Source organism: Arthrobacter sp. R4-81, from assembly GCF_054792365.1.
This window is the reverse complement of sequence record NZ_CP096445.1, coordinates 72,753-90,208: the sequence shown is the minus strand read 5'-3', so window position 1 is coordinate 90,208 and position 17,456 is coordinate 72,753. Positions and strand designations below refer to the sequence as shown.

The 17,456-nt window shown below is 61.5% G+C and carries 19 protein-coding genes; 11 read left to right on the top strand and 8 right to left on the bottom strand.

Annotation, left to right across the window (positions count from 1 at the left end; translation table 11 throughout):
- Positions 1-2: 2 nt before the first annotated feature.
- Positions 3-1,310 carry an ABC transporter substrate-binding protein gene (locus M1E05_RS00475; protein ID WP_461164112.1) on the bottom strand — a complete coding sequence of 436 codons (1,308 nt, stop codon included), beginning with the start codon at positions 1,308-1,310 and terminating at the stop codon, positions 3-5.
- 206 nt (positions 1,311-1,516) lie between these two features.
- On the opposite strand from M1E05_RS00475, the gene M1E05_RS00470 reads away from it, so the two are divergent.
- Together M1E05_RS00470 and M1E05_RS00465 are read left to right on the top strand one after the other, a co-directional pair.
- Positions 1,517-1,840 (top strand): hypothetical protein, encoded by a 324-nt coding sequence (locus M1E05_RS00470; protein WP_458112698.1) that lies wholly within the window; start codon positions 1,517-1,519, stop codon positions 1,838-1,840.
- Between the two features lie 39 nt (positions 1,841-1,879).
- Complete coding sequence (locus M1E05_RS00465; protein ID WP_461164111.1) at positions 1,880-3,247, top strand: aminotransferase class III-fold pyridoxal phosphate-dependent enzyme; 1,368 nt, start codon at positions 1,880-1,882, stop codon at positions 3,245-3,247.
- Positions 3,248-3,281: 34 nt separating this feature from the next.
- Here the strand turns inward: M1E05_RS00465 and M1E05_RS00460 are convergent, their stop codons facing one another.
- The 3 genes from M1E05_RS00460 to M1E05_RS00450 all read right to left on the bottom strand — a co-directional run bounded on the left by M1E05_RS00460 (position 3,282) and on the right by M1E05_RS00450 (position 5,202).
- The gene (locus M1E05_RS00460) at positions 3,282-4,094 is read right to left on the bottom strand and encodes an SGNH/GDSL hydrolase family protein (RefSeq protein ID WP_461164110.1); all 813 of its coding nucleotides are present in this window, start codon (positions 4,092-4,094) and stop codon (positions 3,282-3,284) included.
- Positions 4,095-4,186: 92 nt separating this feature from the next.
- Complete coding sequence (locus M1E05_RS00455) at positions 4,187-5,035, bottom strand: phosphotransferase (protein WP_461164109.1); 849 nt, start codon at positions 5,033-5,035, stop codon at positions 4,187-4,189.
- Between the two features lie 50 nt (positions 5,036-5,085).
- Complete coding sequence (locus M1E05_RS00450) at positions 5,086-5,202, bottom strand: methionine biosynthesis protein MetW (protein WP_461164108.1); 117 nt, start codon at positions 5,200-5,202, stop codon at positions 5,086-5,088.
- Positions 5,203-5,748: 546 nt separating this feature from the next.
- On the opposite strand from M1E05_RS00450, the gene M1E05_RS00445 reads away from it, so the two are divergent.
- Positions 5,749-6,309: a hypothetical protein gene (locus M1E05_RS00445; protein ID WP_461164107.1), complete on the top strand. Its 561-nt coding sequence runs from the start codon at positions 5,749-5,751 to the stop codon at positions 6,307-6,309.
- Positions 6,310-6,385: 76 nt separating this feature from the next.
- Entirely contained in the window at positions 6,386-7,705 is a 1,320-nt protein-coding gene (locus tag M1E05_RS00440) for a ParM/StbA family protein (RefSeq protein ID WP_461164106.1), read from the top strand.
- A 97-nt stretch (positions 7,706-7,802) separates the two neighbouring features.
- Here M1E05_RS00440 and M1E05_RS00435 read toward each other — a convergent pair whose 3' ends face one another.
- The gene (locus M1E05_RS00435; RefSeq protein ID WP_461164105.1) at positions 7,803-8,300 is read right to left on the bottom strand and encodes a DUF2199 domain-containing protein; all 498 of its coding nucleotides are present in this window, start codon (positions 8,298-8,300) and stop codon (positions 7,803-7,805) included.
- 139 nt (positions 8,301-8,439) lie between these two features.
- Between M1E05_RS00435 and M1E05_RS00430 the strand changes: the two genes are divergently transcribed.
- On the top strand, positions 8,440-9,279 hold the full coding sequence (locus M1E05_RS00430) for an alpha/beta fold hydrolase (protein WP_461164104.1): 840 nt from the start codon (positions 8,440-8,442) through the stop codon (positions 9,277-9,279).
- Between the two features lie 110 nt (positions 9,280-9,389).
- On the opposite strand, the gene M1E05_RS00425 is transcribed toward M1E05_RS00430, so the two are convergent.
- Positions 9,390-10,739, bottom strand: a complete 1,350-nt coding sequence (locus tag M1E05_RS00425; RefSeq protein WP_461164103.1) for an MFS transporter — start codon at positions 10,737-10,739, stop codon at positions 9,390-9,392.
- Positions 10,740-10,907: 168 nt separating this feature from the next.
- Here M1E05_RS00425 and M1E05_RS00420 point away from each other — a divergent pair, with 168 nt between their 5' ends.
- The 4 genes from M1E05_RS00420 to M1E05_RS00405 all read left to right on the top strand — a co-directional run bounded on the left by M1E05_RS00420 (position 10,908) and on the right by M1E05_RS00405 (position 12,366).
- Positions 10,908-11,195 (top strand): GNAT family N-acetyltransferase, encoded by a 288-nt coding sequence (locus M1E05_RS00420; protein ID WP_461164102.1) that lies wholly within the window; start codon positions 10,908-10,910, stop codon positions 11,193-11,195.
- Positions 11,196-11,213: 18 nt separating this feature from the next.
- Positions 11,214-11,480 (top strand): hypothetical protein, encoded by a 267-nt coding sequence (locus M1E05_RS00415; protein ID WP_461164101.1) that lies wholly within the window; start codon positions 11,214-11,216, stop codon positions 11,478-11,480.
- Entirely contained in the window at positions 11,474-11,719 is a 246-nt protein-coding gene (locus M1E05_RS00410) for a GNAT family N-acetyltransferase (protein WP_461164100.1), read from the top strand. The genes M1E05_RS00415 and M1E05_RS00410 overlap by 7 nt, the downstream gene beginning before the upstream one ends.
- Before the next feature lie 140 nt (positions 11,720-11,859).
- Positions 11,860-12,366 carry an Lrp/AsnC family transcriptional regulator gene (locus tag M1E05_RS00405; protein WP_458112709.1) on the top strand — a complete coding sequence of 169 codons (507 nt, stop codon included), beginning with the start codon at positions 11,860-11,862 and terminating at the stop codon, positions 12,364-12,366.
- Here M1E05_RS00405 and M1E05_RS00400 read toward each other — a convergent pair.
- Both M1E05_RS00400 and M1E05_RS00395 read right to left on the bottom strand, forming a co-directional pair.
- Positions 12,356-13,759: an aldehyde dehydrogenase family protein gene (locus M1E05_RS00400; RefSeq protein WP_461164099.1), complete on the bottom strand. Its 1,404-nt coding sequence runs from the start codon at positions 13,757-13,759 to the stop codon at positions 12,356-12,358. The two genes, M1E05_RS00405 and M1E05_RS00400, sit on opposite strands and share 11 nt — an antisense overlap.
- Positions 13,752-14,822, bottom strand: a complete 1,071-nt coding sequence (locus M1E05_RS00395; RefSeq protein WP_458112711.1) for a homoserine dehydrogenase — start codon at positions 14,820-14,822, stop codon at positions 13,752-13,754. The genes M1E05_RS00400 and M1E05_RS00395 overlap by 8 nt, the downstream gene beginning before the upstream one ends.
- Positions 14,823-15,118: 296 nt before the next feature.
- Here M1E05_RS00395 and M1E05_RS00390 point away from each other — a divergent pair, with 296 nt between their 5' ends.
- The gene (locus M1E05_RS00390) at positions 15,119-16,561 is read left to right on the top strand and encodes an amino acid permease (protein WP_461164098.1); all 1,443 of its coding nucleotides are present in this window, start codon (positions 15,119-15,121) and stop codon (positions 16,559-16,561) included.
- A gap of 62 nt (positions 16,562-16,623) precedes the next feature.
- A complete protein-coding gene (locus M1E05_RS00385) occupies positions 16,624-17,379 on the top strand; it encodes an IclR family transcriptional regulator (protein ID WP_461164097.1) in 756 nt (251 codons plus the stop codon).
- Positions 17,380-17,456 lie beyond the last annotated feature (77 nt).

The following is a 17,456-nucleotide window of genomic DNA, read 5'->3' as shown; positions in this document are numbered from 1 at the left end:
GATTAGGCCTGGGTCTTGACGATGGAACCGAGGCGCTTCTGGAGATCCGCGGCAGTGGCTGCAGCGTCGCTCTTACCGAGCCAGAAGTCTGCGGTGGCGTCGGTGATCGCCTTCTGCATTTCGTTCCACTCAGGGATGAACGGCGGCTTGAAGATCGACGGCGTCGACTCCGGGAACACTTCCATGTTCACGTCAGCCTTCAGCCAGGAAGGCTTAAGGAATTCGGGGCTGTTCTGCAGGTCCTGGCGGGCGGGAACGTCCTGGCCAAGGTCCAGGATTGGCTTCTGGCCTTCAGCGGAGGTCATGAACTCAATGATCTTGAAGGCATCTGCCGGGTTCTTGCTGCTGCGGGAGATCGCCAGTCCGGAGCCGAAGGCGGAAATGGCTTTCTCTTTGCCATGCCAGATCTGCGCAACGTCCCAGCTGATCTTGTCCTGCTTGGCGAGGCTGCCGATGTTCCAGAAGCCGGTACTGTTCATCATCACTTTGCCGGAAGCGAACGCGGCGTCCCCGCCTACTCCGGCACCCATGTTGGCGTAGTCAACCTTGGACGGGACCACCTTGTGCTTGTAAATCAGGTCCTGGCAGAACTGCAGGGCTTCAATGACCTCCGGTGTGTCCACAGTGGGACGTCCGCTGTCCGGGTCGATGATCTTGCCGCCGTTCTGGTAGGCAAAGGACATCCAGATGGGCCACCATTCGGTTCCGCCGTAGCCGTAGACTCCGTCGCCCGTCAGCTCCTTCGCGGTGGAGAGGAGATCGTCCCAGGTCCAGTCGCCGGTGGGAATGGCCAGGCCCTTCTTTTCGAACTCACCCTTGTTGTAATAGAGGATCATTGCCCCGGCGCGGTCCGGGACAGCGTAGGTCTTGTCCTTGTACTTCCAGTTTTCAGCGACGGCACCGAAGGTGGCATTCAGGTCCAGCTTGGAGGAGGAGATGTACTCATCAAGGGCCAGGAGCTGGTTCTTGGAGCTGTAGGCATTCGCGTCCTCGGCCACCTGCATGATGTCCGGGCCCGTTCCGCCGGAGATCATGGTCTGGACTTTCTGGGCGTAGTCCTTGTTGGGGATGATCTGAAGCGTGATCTTGTAGTCCGGGAACTTCGCCTTCGCCAGGTCCAGGCGGGTCTGGTAGGCAGCCTTGTCCGGGTCCCCGCCCCACACAGTCATCACGAAGTTCTTGGCCCCGCCGGACGAGGCAGTACCGGAACCGCTTGAGCCGCAGGCGGTGAGGGTGATGACACCGAGGGTGGTGGCGCCAAGGCCGGCCAGCACATTGCGGCGGGACACGTTGGTTTCAAGAAGCTTCATTGCTTTCCCTTCGTAAAGTCCAAGCTCTGCGGTTTATTTCGCGGAGCAACGGGCTTACGCTATGGCTTATTCTAACCCTTGTCAATAGTCCCTTACGGCTGCTTAGAGGCACGGAATGGGCACCGGGTGTAGCTTTTTAATAGGTCCTCGTGACCCGTAGGGGAGGGCCGCTCTGAGTGGATGACGCTCTCGAGAAGGGACCAATCATGGACAGCGAAAACAGGGGCACAACGTCACCACGTGACGTGCCGGAGGCGGATCTCGTCGAACAGCAGCTGCCGGCTTTGCCGGACGAATCCCAGGAGCCGGCCGAAAAAAGTACGTCACCGCAGATTCCGTCCGAGGCTCCCGAAGCCGACTATCTGGAGCAGCATGTTTCAGCTGTACCGGGTCATGAGGGGAGAAGGCCGGAGCATGCGTTTGAGGCGGCAGCTGGGGCTTCGGAAGCGGACCTGGCCGAGCAGGCTCTCAGTGTTCCCATTGACGAGGAAGAGTATCCCTTTGGTGCTGCCGGCGACGACGTAGAGTGAGTCACTGGAGCGTTCCCCGCCGTCCTTGAGGAGAGAACCATGACTGCAACCACCGAACAGCAGATACCCGAGGAAGAACTTGCGGCCGGACGGCGTGCCTACGAGCTCGACCGCAAGCACGTTTTCCACTCGTGGTCAGCCCAGGAAACGCTCACTCCGATGACCATCACGCGAGCCGCGGGTTCCTATGTGTGGGACGGGGACGGCAACCGGCTTCTGGACTTCTCTTCACAGCTGGTCAACACCAATATCGGCCACCAGCATCCGAAAGTCGTGGCCGCGATCCAGGAGCAGGCAGGCAAGCTCTGCACCGTTGCCCCCCAGTTCGTGAACGAGGCCCGTTCGGAAGCAGCACGGCTCATCGCCGAGCTGACCCCGGGGGAGCTCAACAGGATTTTCTTCACGAACGGCGGGGCGGACGCCGTCGAACATGCCATTCGCATGGCGAGGCTGCACACCGGGAAGTACAAAGTGCTCTCTGCCTACCGTTCCTATCACGGTGGAACAGCCCTTGCCGTAAACGTGACCGGCGACCCCCGCCGCATCCCCAATGACTACGGCAACGCCGGGACGGTCCATTTCCATGCGCCGTTCCTCTACCGCACGCAGTTCCATTCGTCGACGCCGGAGGAAGAAACGCAGCGCGCACTGGAGCATCTGGAGACAATGATCCAGCTTGAGGGGCCGACGACTATCGCGGCAGTCATTCTTGAATCGATCCCCGGGACAGCCGGGATCATGGTGCCGCCGCCGGGCTACCTGCAGGGCGTCCGGGAACTGGCCACCAAATACGGCATCATCTACATCGCAGACGAAGTGATGTGCGGTTTCGGACGTTCAGGAAAATGGTTCGCGATCGACCATTTTGACGTGGTTCCTGACCTCTTGACGTTTGCGAAGGGTGTGAACTCAGGCTACGTCCCGCTGGGCGGCGTAGCCATTTCTCCGGAGATCGTGGCCACTTTCGGGCAGCGGGCGTACCCTGGAGGATTGACATATTCTGGCCACCCACTGGCTACGGCGGCGGCTGTGGCCACAATCAACGCCATGAGGGATGAAGGCATCGTCGAGAATGCGGCGAAATTGGGGGCCCACGTCTTCGACCCGGGACTTGCCGCGCTGCAGGAGAAGCACCAGTCAGTGGGCGAGGTGCGTGGTACCGGTGCCTTCTGGGCCATTGAACTCGTCAAGGACCGCCAGACCCGCGAGCCGCTGGCGCCCTACGGCGCCTCAAGCCCTGAAATGAACGAACTTATTGCAGCCTGCCGGACGCGCGGACTGCTCCCGTTCGCCAACTTCAACCGCATCCACGTTGTCCCGCCGCTGAACATTTCGGCGGAGGACGCCAACAGGGGACTCTCCATCCTGGATGAGGTCCTTGAGATCGCGGACGCAAAAGTGTCCTGATCCTGCCTCTGGCGCAACCGGGTCAGGCAAGGGTTCAGGAGCCGCCGCTCGATGAGGTGTGCTCCGGCATCGCGGTGCCGAAGACGGGACCGGGTTCAGGCCGTTTAGCGGCCCGCTCCTCGTAGGTCCGATGGCGCAGGCGTCGGAGAATCCACGGTGCGAGGTATTCCCGTGCCCACACGAGGTCCTCCGTCCTGGCTCCACGCCAAGAGCTCTTGGGAAGCGGCTTGGGCTCCAGGGGTTCGAGAGAATGCGGAACGTTCAGAGTATCCAGGACCATGGCGGCAATCGTATGGTGGCCCAGCGGGGAGAAGTGCAGGCGGTCAGGATCCCACATGCTGTGATCCCTCAACTGCCGCAGGGCCCACAGGTCTACGATGATACTGTCGTGGCGCACAGCAATGGCCCGCAAATGCTCGTTGAAGATCGCAATCTTTCCACGAACCAGTCCGAATACAGGGGTTGCGCCCCAATCAGGGCCTGTGAACAGCACCACCGTCGCACCAGTCGCGCTCAGCTTGTCCACCGCTTCATCCAGTTTTTCCGCCAGGCGGTCCGGGTCGCTTGCGCGGAAGACGAGATCGTTCCCGCCCCCGGAGAGAGTGACCAGGTCCGGATTCAGGGCCAGCGCCGGTTCCAACTGCTCGTTGATGATCTGCTGAAGGAGCCGCCCTCTTACCGCGAGGTTTGCGTAGGCAAAATCAGGGTGGTCAACACTGAGTTCTTCTGCGACACGGTCGGCCCAGCCTCTAAGGCCGCCGGGGCTTTCCGCTTCCGGGTCTCCGACTCCTTCCGTGAAAGAGTCTCCCAAGGCAACGAACCGGCTCCAAGGATGTGGATGAACCATGGGAACCCCTTTGCGGCCGTACCTAATTTCATTGACCGTCCGAACCGGGAAAAAGTCAAGGGATTGGTCTTTTCCGGCTGGCTTCTCGTGGCTTAGCCGTCAATCAGGGAACTGAGCAAACGTTCGCTGTGGGCATCCAGCCAGAGCGCACGGCGCTCAATAAGGCCGCCGACGCCGTCATCCCACATCCGCTTCCACCCGCCTCCCAGGATCCGGGCGTTATGTTCCATCCGCTCGTACGACAACCTGACGGCGTCGATCCCCACGGCGGGAACCCGCCGTCGTTCTTCAGCCGCCCAGCCGTAGGCGTCGGCGAAAATCCGGAGGCGGCGGAAGGGATCAGTTCCTTCCCAGCCGGGCCACGCGTCTGCGGGGTCGCGGAGCGGCACCCAGTGCATGGCTGTATTGAAGGCGTCCTTGAGAGCAAAGCTGGGGCCGGCGAGATCGAAATCCACCAAGCCAACGGCCATACCCTTGCGCACCACGATGTTCTGGGGTGTGACATCCAAGTGGCAGACGAGTTCCGCTGGATCCTGCCTGACAGGGCGAGGCGGGAAGGGATGCGCATCGGGGACAAATCCCTTTGAGGCTTCGTGAAGGCTGCGGGTCAGTCGGCCCACCGAAGCCAGCAGCTGCTCCGATTGGACCCACCTTTCGGGTTGCGCCCCGGCGCATTGCCCCTGAAGGAAGGTCAGGACGTCCCGGCCCTCGGCGTCCCTGCCCAGGAACCGTGGAGCGCCGTCAAAGCCGGCATCCTCCAGCCAGTCCAGGTAGTCAGCCACGGCAAAGCTTTGCAGCTGATGGGGGCGGCGGATAGTGGCGCCCACCCGCACCACACCTTCGGTGAGATCGCCCGCCGGCATAGGTTCGACGTCGGACTGCTCGCCTGGCGCCGTCACATAGAGGCGCTCCTCAACCGGCACCCGGCTCTCACTGTTCACTGCGCCAGCGTACGCCAGTGTGAGGGGCGCCGTGGGAAAACGACCGTTGTCTACTGGAGTAGGAGGCCGTCGCCGCAGCCAACGTCGAGAACACGCCCGCCTGCGGCCGTGACGCGTGCGACCAGCTCACCATGAAAGGCAGTGTTGTGATTCCAGTAGTTTTCCACTCAATTAGGGCATTGGCTCAAAATGAATGCCACGGCGACCAGAAGGACGTGCTAATGGAGGGTTCAGGATTTCAGGGGAGGGTCGCTCTGCTGCGACATGTTTGGTAAATCCTAGCGATTCAGCAAGGCTTGCCGGGCTCATTCCTTCGTCGTGGGCTCGAACGACAGCTTCGATGAGGAGCTGGTCAACCGCCTCCCTGAGGGCCCTGAGGTCACGAATAGCAGCTTCTGTCTCCGGTAACTGGAGGTTAATCTGGTGCCACCGAAATTCTTGGGCGTGGCGGCTGGCTTTTCGTTCTGCACTCATGTGGACAACATTAGTTCTACGGGCAGATACCAACAAAAAAGAAACCGCTGCGCCGAGGTGCAAGGATCAGTTGCAGTGACGGGTAAGTTGCACCATAAATTGCGGGCTAAGGTTGGGTTGTTCCTGACCAGAATTGACCGGGAGACGGGTCATATGTGGGTTAATAGCCGCGAACGTGGGGTTTAGCCAGAGTCTCATCATGAACTTTTGTTAAACGGAGAAAGAGAGGGGGAGGGTCCATGGCCAATCTTCAGAGCAAAGTGGCAGCACCAAAAGCGAAGGCCGCTGCTAAGAAAACGGCAAAAACTTCTGCTGTAACAACTGTGAAACCGCCGCCGCAGCGATTCCGCTTGAGCGTCCCCGCAGCCGATGAGGCTGTGCTGGAGTGGATGAATTTGCAGGACAACCCATCACTGTCTATTCGGATGCTGATCCGTGAGAGCATCGAGCGCCTTGGCTACGTCGATGTCGTTAACCGGCCAGTTTCGCAGCTTCCCACGCGGGAGCGTCCTGTTGGTCCCGAAGAGGAATCGACACGCACACAGCGGAATGCAGAAACGGCAGCGGCGCCGGCTGCGTTGGGTCAGCAGGTGGCGACACCCGCCGCGTCTGAGGATCCGGATCTCAGCCAGCAGACAAAGACCGAACCCGAGATCCTCGGCATCGCCCTGGCAGCCCCGACACTGGTTCAGAAGCCTGCACCACAACAGGACGACATCAAAACTTCCTCCTCGACCAGCCCTGAAGCGGAGCAGCCTTCTGCCGTTGAAGTCAACGACATTTTCTCGATGCTGCGCTAATCCGTAACAACTCCCCGCACTTTCTCTTGTATGGCAACTCAGTAACCACAAAACACTCCACGAAGGGATCACATTCATGACCATTTCGATCAATCTCACCGGTGGCATCGACGTTGGCAACGGCTATGTCAAAGGCCTCATCCGCGGCGCCGGTGCATCAGGTGCCGCCAAGGTGGACGAGATCGACCTGCCAAGCGGCGTGTCAACGATCACCCGCCCGAACGCTCTGCCGACCCCAGACAATGAAGCCCCAGCGAAGATGGAAGGCAACTTCTACAATGAGCTGGACGTCAGCTTCATCTCCCCTCTGGTCAGCAATCATCACCGCAGGCTCTTCGGCCTGCGTGCCCTGAGCGCCCAAGGTGCCTTTGATGAGTTCGACGTGGTGGGCCGTCGCAGCAAGGCCCAGCAGGAGCTGAGCAAGGTTCTGGTCATGGGTGCTTTCGCCGCCAAGGCCCTGCGTGACTACGTGCGTCAGCACGGCGGATTGCCGCCGGCTATCGAAACCATAAGTGTGGAGGCCCGGGTAGCACTTGCGCTGCCGATCAACGAGTACATCTCACACCGCACTAGCTACGCAGCTGAGTTCACGAGCGGCACGCATACGGTCACCGTGCATAACTTCGAGACCCCGGTCACCGTGAAGCTTGAATTCGTGGATGTACAGGTGATCCCCGAGGGTGCATCGGCTCAGTATGCCATCACTGCCAAGGGTGAGCCGTTGATGGACGCCATGCTCGCTGATGTCCGCCGCAGAGGCCTGTCACTGGTGGGCATCACATCTGCTGACGTGCTTGCAGCCGAGCACACTGTCGGCATCGATGTCGGTGAAGGGACAGTGAATTTTCCTGTCTTCACCGCCGGAGAGTTCAACGCCGACGCCTCGACCACGCACAACCGAGGTTACGGTTCGGTTCTTAACGACGCGCTCAAAGCGATGGAGGACCAGGGCTTCTCGCATGGCTTCACTTCCCGGAAGCAGTTGGCCGAGTACCTGCAGGCCGGAGCGTCGCCGTTGAAGCGTAACTTCTACGACAAGGTCGCTCAGTTCGTCGATGAAGAGATGCGGTTCTTTGCCAAGGAAGTTACCGAGCGGTTCGGCCGCGTTCTGGCCGTCGTTGGTGCGACCACGGAGGTCGCGTATGTCTTCGGCGGCGGGGCAGGTCCGGTGAAGCCACATCTGTACCCGGCACTTCTGGCCAAGGCCACCGAGATGAACTCGGTGGACTCGTTCCCCACTCTGTACCTGGATTCCTCCTACTCGCGAAACCTCAACCGTGAGGGTCTCTACATTGCCGCCCAGGCCGTGGAAGAACGAGCCGGCGCCGCACCGGCTGCCAATGGCAAGCGCAGCGCCCGTTCAAGCGACAAGAAGCTCGCTGAGGCTTCTGTCTAGGTATTTTGTGGGCTCCGTCCGGCATCCCGGGTATGTTCCCCGGGATGCCGGTTACTGGTTCCCCGTCCACGAATGCTGGAAGTCGCTTAAACCCGCGCTAGGGAAGCGACGCAAGGATGCTGTGGGGCCAGGATTTCGTCAGCACTTCTTCAAGCTCCATGTTCGAGCTGCTCACGCAATAGGGTGTGTGATCTACGTTTCTCACAGCAAGATCTACGGGAGAAGCGAGAAGGCCCCACGGTTCGATCCTGTTGGCTAAGTAGCCGGTCAGTGTCAGATCCTTGTATTCCGGCTCCAACCAAACGGAAGCAGCCCTCTGCGCATCGTCCGGATGCACAGACACCCATACACCGAACCGCACACTGTGGCCTTCGGTAAGGGACACCGGCAAGAGTGCCCGGACAAAGGCGCCCATCTCGGGGATCTGCATCATTATTGAAGTATTCGGGTCCTTATGGCTGAGCCACGCTCCTTCGACTCGATGTTGTTCAGGAGTGTGGAGGACTGGGTCCGGGAGTTGGAAACGGACATCGCGGTCATGCTCGGAAATGCGGCGGCCGCACGTGCCGCATTTCCGCCAAGATAATTTCCCCAAGATTCTCCTTCAGCCGTCTGTCGAGTTTAGCCCGCCTACGCCATTCCCCCTCGATGACCTCCGCCGCGGTCATACCTCCCCGCCCCTTCGTTCCCAAGTCTCCCGGGTCAATAACGACCGAGTCTGCAACCATGGACGAGTGATACTTGACCGAACATTCAAGTGGCGCGGCCGTGAGATCGCCTGGGGGACAACCGGGGACGGCCCGCCGCTCGTTTTCTGCCACGGCACACCCTGGTCCTCGGCATTGTGGGTTCCATTCGCCCATGCCCTCGCTCGTGACTTCACCGTCTACCTCTGGGACATGCCAGGTTACGGAGCATCCTCGAAGGCACCTGACCATGAGGTCGACCTCGGCGTGCAGGGGAGTGCCTTCTCATCACTTCTGACGCATTGGGAGCTGGACCGGCCACATGTCGTCGCCCACGACTACGGCGGTGCCGTGTCACTTCGGGCACATCTCCTCCACGGGCACGCTTTCGCATCATTGTGCCTGGTGGACGTCGTCGCAATCCGGCCCTGGGGATCGCCCTTCTTCACCTTGGTCAAGGAGAACTCCGACGTCTTCGCGCAACTCCCAGCAGCCATTCATCGAGGAGCACTGGACTCCTACATCGCTGGCGCGAGCCACAGCGGACTACGTCCTGACGATGCCGAGTTGCTTGCCGCTCCATGGACAGACGATGAGGGCAAAGCCGCCTTCTACCGGCAGATCGCCCAAGCCGATCAGCGCTACACGGACGAACTCGAACCACACCTGGCCTCCGTCAACGCTCCCACCCACATCATTTGGGGAGAAGACGACACCTGGATCCCGGCCGACCGGGCGGGCCGTCTGCAAGCCGCCATCCCCGGAAGTACGCTGACCATGGTCCCCGGAGCCGGACACCTCATACAGCTCGACGCACCCATCGCGCTCATGGCAGACCTCCAACGCTGGCTATCAGCACAGAACGGTCACCCAGCGGGGCAACGTTAGGCGGGACCGCCGTCGACACCGGAAAAGTTTCCTGGACATGGACCGGTTGAGTCTGGAGCTGCTTTAGGGACAACGCTGGGACGCTGCTGGAGACACAGCGCTCATCCCGGTTAACTCAGCTGGCCGTCGAGGAGCTGAGCGCGTCCACTGCGCATTTTCGACGTCAACATTACGGCCAACACGAAGGCGGCAATAGCCACAGCAACAAGGTTAAGTCCCTGATAGCCGATCCAACTCATGACCAGGCCGGAGAAACCGCCGCCAACAGCTCCGGCAGCACCCATCAGCATGTCCGAGACGCCTTGGACCAGAACCCGGTGATCGAGACTTACACTTTCGGCCAGCATCGTGGAACCGGCGATGGTCGCGGCAGACCAGCCTAGTCCCAGGAGCACCAAGCCTGTTGTGACGTTGATGGCCTCTCCGGCGCCAAACCCTGCACAGCACGCCGCTGCCAGGATCAGTCCGTGCCCGAAGACGATTGTCGGAACCATGCCAAAACGATCAGTTAGCCATCCCATCACAGGAGACAGCGCATACATCCCTGCGATGTGCAGGGAAATGGTGAAGCCGATCAGCACAAAGACGTCTGTGCTGGCGGTGTCGACGTGACCTGCACTCTGGGAAGCAAGTGGTCCTTCGCTGAGCAGTTGCAGATGCAGCGGTGTCATGGACATGACGGCGACCATGCAGGCGTGCGCTGCAACGATGGCCAGCAATGCCAAACCAGCGCGTGGCGATGATCGGATGGCGGCCAGACCCCTGCGAAGCGAGCCCCGACGGGGACCCCGTGTCGCTGTATCCGCCACTCCGTCCGCTGCCTGTCTGATGGCCAGGGCGTGGAGCAGTGGATCCGGGCGGAGGCCGATTAGGAGCAGGACGGCCGCCAACGCGAGTCCCGCTGCCGAGAAAACAAAGGGTCCAACGATGCCTGGCAGGCCCATCGCCTCCCCCACTACAGCGCCAGGCTTGATCAGATTGGGGCCGGCCACCGCACCGGCGGTGACAGCCCAGACGACAATGGCAAGGGAACGTCCCCGGTGCTCGGCTTCCGCCAGGTCAACCGCAGCAAATCTGGCCTGAAGGTTGGCAGCGGTGGCAAGTCCCAGGAGGGCGGCTCCGGCCAGGAGTATGGGAAAGAACCCTGATACCGTTGCCACGATTACCAGAATTGCCCCCAGCATTCCGCACAGCACACCAGATACCAGCCCAACCCGACGGCCGCGTCGTTCGGCGAGGCCCGCCAGCGGCATGGCGGCAATCGCAGCCGCCAGGGTAGTAATGGTGGTGACTGAACCTGCCCAGGCGTTAGAACCGGAGAGCTGGACGGCGAGGAGGGAGCCCACGGACAGGCTTGCGCCACTGCCTATCCCGCTGAGAAGCTGGGCCAGGCTAAGAATTAAGACTGTACGGCGCTGGACCCGGTGGGGGTTCAGCGCCGTAGCGGTATCGGAAGTCACGTTTCGAGCATAGCCAACGGATTACAGGGCTCTAACAGATGCTTGTGCCAGATGCCAGCGAATTACCGCCAAATCCATCTGAGCGCGTCAGGGAGCAATGCGCCGGCATGGTTCGGGCTGTGGCCGCCGTCGCCAAGGACCAGCCGGAAATCGTTGATAGGCATTGCAATGTCAGGGCCCTCCCTTGACGACGCCGAGGGGCTACAGCAGTTGCACCTCCTCTACACCTATGCCGCCTTCCATGGTTCGGGGGTGGGTACGGCGCTCCTCGACACAGTCATCGACCGCTCAGCACCTGCTGAACTCTGGGTCGCCGACCCTAACCCGCGCGCCCAAGCTTTCTACCGAAAGAATGGGTTTCTCACCGACGGGGCGGTGAGAATCGACGACGGCGTGCGGTCGGTTCGGATGGTCCGAGCGCCTTTTCAACCCGTCCCATTCATGATCGGCGGATAGACGGTAGTGTCTCTTGTCATGGAACTTCGCCGGCTCACACTTCACGATGTGCATGAGGCAGCGCAGGCTCATGAAGAACTCGCCCTTGAAGGCTTTGAATTTCTCCATGGTTATGAGCCCGACATGGACTGGGCCGATTTTCTGCACAAAAAGGGACGTCTTCTTCACGGGATCGATCTGTCCGAGAATCATGTTCCTGAAACGCTTCTGGTCGCTGACGTGGGAGGCCAGATAGTCGGTCGGGTCTCATACGCCATCACCTCAATCCTTCACTGCGCTTGGTAGGGGGTCATATTGGCTACTCGGTACGCCCAAGATTCCGGAGGAACGGTTTCGCAGGGCAGATCCTGGACCTGGCCTTGATCGAAGCCCGGAACCTTGGGATCGGCGAAGCGCTGCTCACCTGTGACGCCGACAACGTCGCCTCCCGGCGCGTGATCGAAAGCCGCGGTGGCGTTCCGGAAGCTCTCCTCGGCCAGGAAAGCGGGACAAAGCTCAAATTGCGCTACTGGATAACCACCTGAACTGCAGGGACATCTTAAGCGCCAGACGACGTCGGTACGTAGCGCTGCAGGGACTATCCTTTACTCGGGTGCCCCAAGCGGACCTGGTCCGTTGATGTTCGTCCGGCCCCAGCGGCGTCGGCCGGTTGCGAAAGGCAAGTGTGGAGCAATACACGATCGACCACATCGATGAGGCGATCATCGCCGAGCTGACAAAAAATGCCAGGATTTCCCACGCTGAACTTGCCCAGCGTGTCCTTTTGTCCCGCAACGCCGTCAGGCAGCGGATCAGCCGCCTGGAGCGCCGCGGGCACATCCAGGGGTACACGGTGGTTGCCGGAGCGCCCGGCCAGCACGTGGTTTCGGCCATGCTGCTGGTGTATCGCAAAGACCGGATGCGGGGTGCCGACGTCCTCGCGGCTCTTCGCACCATTCCCGAAGTGGTGCTGTGCGACGTCCTCAGCGGCGACTTCGACCTGCTGGTTCGCCTTGAGGCGCGGTCGCTGGACAGGATCCAGGTCATCTGGGAGCAGATCGCCAGCCTTCCCGGGGTCAATGACACCGTGACGGCACTGACGCTTTCCACTGTGATCCGCCGTCCCGGCGCCGGCCAACCCGAAACAGGCCAGCCCAGCGCCGGAACCGCCGCTCCGCCCGTCAGTTCCTGATGCACACCACCTTGGGCTGCGTCATTTCCTCGTAGGCAAACCGCACGCCTTCCCGGCCCATGCTCCCGTATTTGGAGCCGCCGAACGGCATGCCGTCAAACCTGTAGTCGGAGGAGTCGTTGATCATCACGCCGCCGGCCTCCAAGCGCCGCGCCGCCTCCATTGCCGAAGCCAGGGAGTTGGTGAAAATACCTGCATGCAGGCTGAATTCGATCGCGTTGGCCAGTTCCAATGCTTCGTCCAGGGAATCGAACGGTTGGAGCATCACCACGGGCGCAAAAACCTCCTCCTGCCAGAGCCGGGCATCCAGCGGGACCTGTTCCAGGACGGTGGGCTCCAATACATTGCCCTCCGCGCGGTTGCCTATCAGGAGTACGGCGCCGGCAGCAACGGCGTCGTCGACCTTCAACTGGACCTGATGCAAGGCGTCTTGGGTAATCATGGGCCCGACATCGGTGGCTTCCTCGAGCGGGTTGCCGGTCACAAGGACGCTGGTGGCGGCGAGGAAGCTGCTGCGGAATTCCTCATAAACGGGCCGCTGGACGAGGATCCGCTGGACCCCCACGCAGTTCTGGCCGGCCGCCCAGAAAGCCCCTGAAACGCAGGCGTCGACGGCATCCTGGACGTTGGCATCAGCCAGCACCAGATTGGGAGCGTTTCCGCCCAGGTCCATGGACAGCTTTTTCAGCCCGGCCTCCCGCGCAATGGCCTCCCCTGTGGAGAACCCGCCGGTGAAGGACACCATCCGTACATCCCGTGATCGGACGACGGCGGCAACCACCTCCCGTCCTCCGTTCACCACTGTGATTACCTCCGGCGGCAGGCCTGCTTCGATGAGGGCGTCGACGAGGAGTTGGGCGGAGAGTGGAGTCAAAGCTGACGGCTTCAGGATCACTGAATTACCGCCTGCAATGGCTGGACCGATCTTGTGGGCCACGAGGTTCAGCGGATCGTTGAAGGGCGTAATGGCGGCGATGATTCCCAGCGGCTCCCTGCTGAACCAGCCGGTGCGGTTCTCCGAGCCCGCATAGGAATCGAACGGAATGACCTCGCCGGCGTTGCTTTTTGCCTCCGCGGCTGAGAGCTGAAGGGTGTTGACGGCACGCACCACTTCCTTGCGGGCCTGGCGGATAGTTTTGCCGGCTTCGGCAACGATGGTGCGGGCGAATTCTTCACTGCGAAGCTCAATCGCTGCAGCGGCACCGGCCAGAATGGCTGCCCGGGCTGCGCGGGAGAGACCGCCTGCCAGCTTGGCGCCGCGACGGGCCTTCTCCAGAACGGCCTCTACCCCGGTCGCCGGGGTGACGCTCACGCTTCCTACTGTTCCGCCCTCGAACGGACTGGTGACAGTGAGGTATCCGACGGGAAGGCGTTGAGCCACGGCGCTACGCATTTGCCACGACCTTGGACGATGAAGCCTGGGTGGTCATCCCCGCGTGCATGGCAATGATGTCCGAGAGCAGGGCATAGGCGGTTTCCACCCGGCCGGCGCCGGGGCCGGAGACGGTGACCTGCCCTAGGAGATCGGTGGTGAAGGCAACCGCGTTGGTGGCCCCTGAAACCCCGGCCAGGCCGTGATCCAGAGGCAAGGCAACGGGCGCGACGCCGGCTGTCACCGAGCCGTCAGCGTTACGGCGGGCGGAGCCCACCAGTTTCCAGCGCTTTCCGTCCAGTGAGGCCTGGCGGACGTCCTGGACCGTCACGGAGGAGATTCCCTGGCGGACGATATCGCGGAGTTCCAGGCCGGCGTCGAGGAGCTCGTTGGCCAGTATCAGCACTTTGAGCTGCACGTCGAAGCCCTCGATGTCGGCGCTCGGGTTGGCTTCGGCGTAACCCAGATCCTGGGCTTCCCGGACGGCTTCCTGCAGGCCGAGCCCCGCTTCCATACGGCCCAGGACGTAGTTGCTGGTCCCGTTCATGATCCCTTCGAACCCGCCAAGGCGCAGCCCGCTGAACATTTGTTTGGCCAGCCGGATGACGGGAGTCCCGCTCATGACGGAACCCTCGAACTCGAAGTGCACTCCCTGCCGGCGTGCCAACTCAGACAGTTCGCGGCCCCGCAGCGCCACCGGTCCCTTGTTGGTGGTGCACACGTGCTTGCCCGCTTCCAAAGCCCAGCGCACGTGCGAAACGGCGGGTTCGCCGTCGTCGGGGTTTGTGAAAGTGGCCTCGACGACGATGTCCGCCGAGCAGGTCTTGATGACCCCCTCATTATCGGGCACTGCGGAGCCACCATGCTGGGCGAACGACGCCCCGACACCGGTGAGCCCCAGCGCAACGGCGAGGTCGATACCTTCAGGCTGCACCAGCGAACCCAGCCGGAGATCGGTGATGGCAACAATTCTCAAACCGAAGCCCAGTTCGGCTTCGAGGGAGTCGCCACGGGTGTGGATCAGCTCGGCCAGGGTCCGGTTTACGCCGCCAAAGCCAATCAAAGCAAGATCATAGGTGGTCATGATGGTCCTTCGTCAGGAGGGGTTGGTCCTTCCATGCTCGCCCCACCTCGTGTCAGCCGAACCATGTCTTTCTGCACCGGCCACATGTCAGATCGACCATGCTCTGCGCACTTTGGCCGGACCATACATGAGCGCAACGTGCAACATATGCATATTTGGATGTTTTTAATGACTGTTTCTCGTGATCTGTGTTACTTTCATCACCTCTGGAAGTGCGGAGTCGGAGATTCCCTGACTCGCCGCAACCGGAGCCGGTGCAGCAAACGCTGGCATCCTCACCACTCCCGGGAGACCTCATGTCACTCTCTTCACCCACTGAGCTGGGTACTCAGGCCGCACCGCCGGCCGCGCAAGAATCCGGATTGCGGCGCTCCATGGGCCCGCGCCACCTCGTGATGATCGCCATGGGGGGCGTAATCGGGTCGGGGCTTTTCCTGAGCTCCGGCTACACCATTTCGCAGGCCGGGCCGCTTGGCGCCGTTTTGGCTTACCTCGTGGGCGCCTTCATGGTGTATCTCGTCATGTCCTGCCTGGGCGAGCTGGCCATCGCTTATCCCGTCTCCGGCGCCTTCCACATCTACGCTGCGAGGTCCATCGGTCCGGCCACTGGCTTCACCACGGCATGGCTCTACTGGCTGTGCTGGGCGGTTGCCATCGGCTCCGAGTTCACGGCCTCCGGGCTCCTGATGCAGCGCTGGTTTCCGCAAGTGGACGTCTGGATCTGGTGCGTGCTTTTTGCCGCCATCCTTTTCTCCCTCAATGCCATCTCCTCGCGAGTTTTTGGTGAATCGGAGTTCTGGTTCTCCATCATTAAGGTGGGCGCCATCGTCGTCCTGATTGTGCTTGGTGGAGCGGCGCTCCTGGGGTTCCATCCCCTTGCCGCCGGCGGCGAACACCCCATGCTTTTCGAAAACTTCGCGACGACGTCGGGCCTCTTCCCCAACGGCTTCACCGGCGTGCTCGTGACCGCTCTCGCCGTCTTCTATGCTTTCTCCGGATCCGAGCTCATTGGCGTGGCAGCGGGCGAGACGGCGAACCCTGAAACAAGCATCCCCAAGGCCATGCGCACCACCGTCATCCGGCTCCTTATCTTCTTCGTCGGTGCCATCGCTGTCATCGCCGCAACCATCCCTTATGAGCAGGTGGGACTGGACGAGAGCCCGTTCGTGACCGTCTTCTCCTCCATCGGCATTCCCTTCGCCGCGGACATCATGAACTTCGTCATCATCACCGCACTGCTTTCGGCCGGAAACAGCGGGCTGTTCTCCTGTGCACGCATGCTCTTCTCACTCTCAGAGGAGGGTCATGCTCCCAAAGCCTTTCGGCGACTGACCAAGCGCGGGATCCCCCTGCTCGCATTGAGCGTCAGCATGGTGGGTGGCGTTGCCTCGCTGATCTGCAGCGTTGTCTCACCGGAATTGGTCTACCTGGCGCTGGTGTCCGTGGCCGGGTTTGCCGTGGTGGGAGTCTGGATGTCCATTACGGCATCCCACTTCTTCCACCGCAGGGCCTTCGTCCGGAACGGCGGGGACGTTTCCACGCTCAGCTACAAGGCGCCGTTGTACCCGTTGGTTCCCATCCTTGCATTCAGCCTGTGCCTTGTATCCCTGGTAGGTATCGCCTTTGACCCGAACCAGATCTATGCCCTCTACTTCGGAATTCCGTTTGTCATTGGCTGCTACGCGTTCTTCCACTTCAAATACGGCCGCTCCCGCCAGTTGGCCGCAGCGGCAAAGTAGCGGCTGTGCAAGAACCGGCTGTGCAAGAATAGGGCGTCGTCCCGCGGTGAGGAGCCACGAACATGGAAACTTCTGAAGTCTCATCCCTGGCACAGGGGCTTCGGATTGTCCGCATCGTCGCTGACCGTGAGAAGTGGGGCCGATCGCTGTACGGCGTTACCCAGATCGCCGTCGAGCTGGGTATGGACCGCAGCAGGGTCTCGCGTTTGACCCAGGAACTCTGTGACCTGGACCTGCTGGAAAGGGTGGACCGGGGCCCTTTCCGTGCAGGTCCTGCGTTCTTCTCGCTGGCGGCTTCCCTCAACGGCGGGTGGGTCAGCTCCTCAAGAGTGGAGCTCCAGCGGATAACTGCCGATCTCGGACTCAAGGGCAGGGTGTCGGTCCGGGACGGCGCCCGTGTCATCCTCATCAGGTCCTCAAGTGACCATGGCCTCTCCGGCGGAATGATGCAGCCCGGCATGGTCACCCCCGTATGGTGCACCGGATCAGGCCGGGCGCTGCTCTGGGATCACAGCGAGAAGGCATTGCAGGGGCTGCTTGCGGACGTGGAGTTTATCGGCGTCGGGGGTCCCCAAGCAGCCCACTCCGCTGCCGAAGTTTTAGCGCTGATGGAGCGGGACAGGCCCAGGGGCGTGGTCCACGCTGTGGAAGAGTTCGAGCACGGCGTCCATGAGTTGGCTGTGCCGCTCCGGGATACGGCCGGCACCATCGTTGCTTCCCTCTGTGTTTTCGGGGAACGCCGGGAATTCGATGGCCGCACCGAAGAGATCGGTGCGGCCATTGAAGAATCCGCGCGACGCCTGTCTCAGCCGGACTGACTGCTCTTTGCCGGCAGTTTTTACTGCCGGCAGATCCTTGTGACCGTGTGAAGGCCGTGCCGATACTGGAAAGTGGA

Bases quoted from the DNA above. Each gene is read 5' to 3' on its own strand.
- M1E05_RS00475 (WP_461164112.1), bottom strand. From the start codon at position 1,310: ATGAAGCTTCTTGAAACCAACGTGTCCCGCCGCAATGTGCTGGCCGGC.
- M1E05_RS00470 (WP_458112698.1), top strand. From the start codon at position 1,517: ATGGACAGCGAAAACAGGGGCACAACGTCACCACGTGACGTGCCGGAG.
- M1E05_RS00465 (WP_461164111.1), top strand. From the start codon at position 1,880: ATGACTGCAACCACCGAACAGCAGATACCCGAGGAAGAACTTGCGGCC.
- M1E05_RS00460 (WP_461164110.1), bottom strand. From the start codon at position 4,094: ATGGTTCATCCACATCCTTGGAGCCGGTTCGTTGCCTTGGGAGACTCT.
- M1E05_RS00445 (WP_461164107.1), top strand. From the start codon at position 5,749: ATGGCCAATCTTCAGAGCAAAGTGGCAGCACCAAAAGCGAAGGCCGCT.
- M1E05_RS00440 (WP_461164106.1), top strand. From the start codon at position 6,386: ATGACCATTTCGATCAATCTCACCGGTGGCATCGACGTTGGCAACGGC.
- M1E05_RS00420 (WP_461164102.1), top strand. From the start codon at position 10,908: ATGTCAGGGCCCTCCCTTGACGACGCCGAGGGGCTACAGCAGTTGCAC.
- M1E05_RS00415 (WP_461164101.1), top strand. From the start codon at position 11,214: ATGGAACTTCGCCGGCTCACACTTCACGATGTGCATGAGGCAGCGCAG.
- M1E05_RS00400 (WP_461164099.1), bottom strand. From the start codon at position 13,759: ATGCGTAGCGCCGTGGCTCAACGCCTTCCCGTCGGATACCTCACTGTC.
- M1E05_RS00395 (WP_458112711.1), bottom strand. From the start codon at position 14,822: ATGACCACCTATGATCTTGCTTTGATTGGCTTTGGCGGCGTAAACCGG.
- M1E05_RS00390 (WP_461164098.1), top strand. From the start codon at position 15,119: ATGTCACTCTCTTCACCCACTGAGCTGGGTACTCAGGCCGCACCGCCG.
- M1E05_RS00385 (WP_461164097.1), top strand. From the start codon at position 16,624: ATGGAAACTTCTGAAGTCTCATCCCTGGCACAGGGGCTTCGGATTGTC.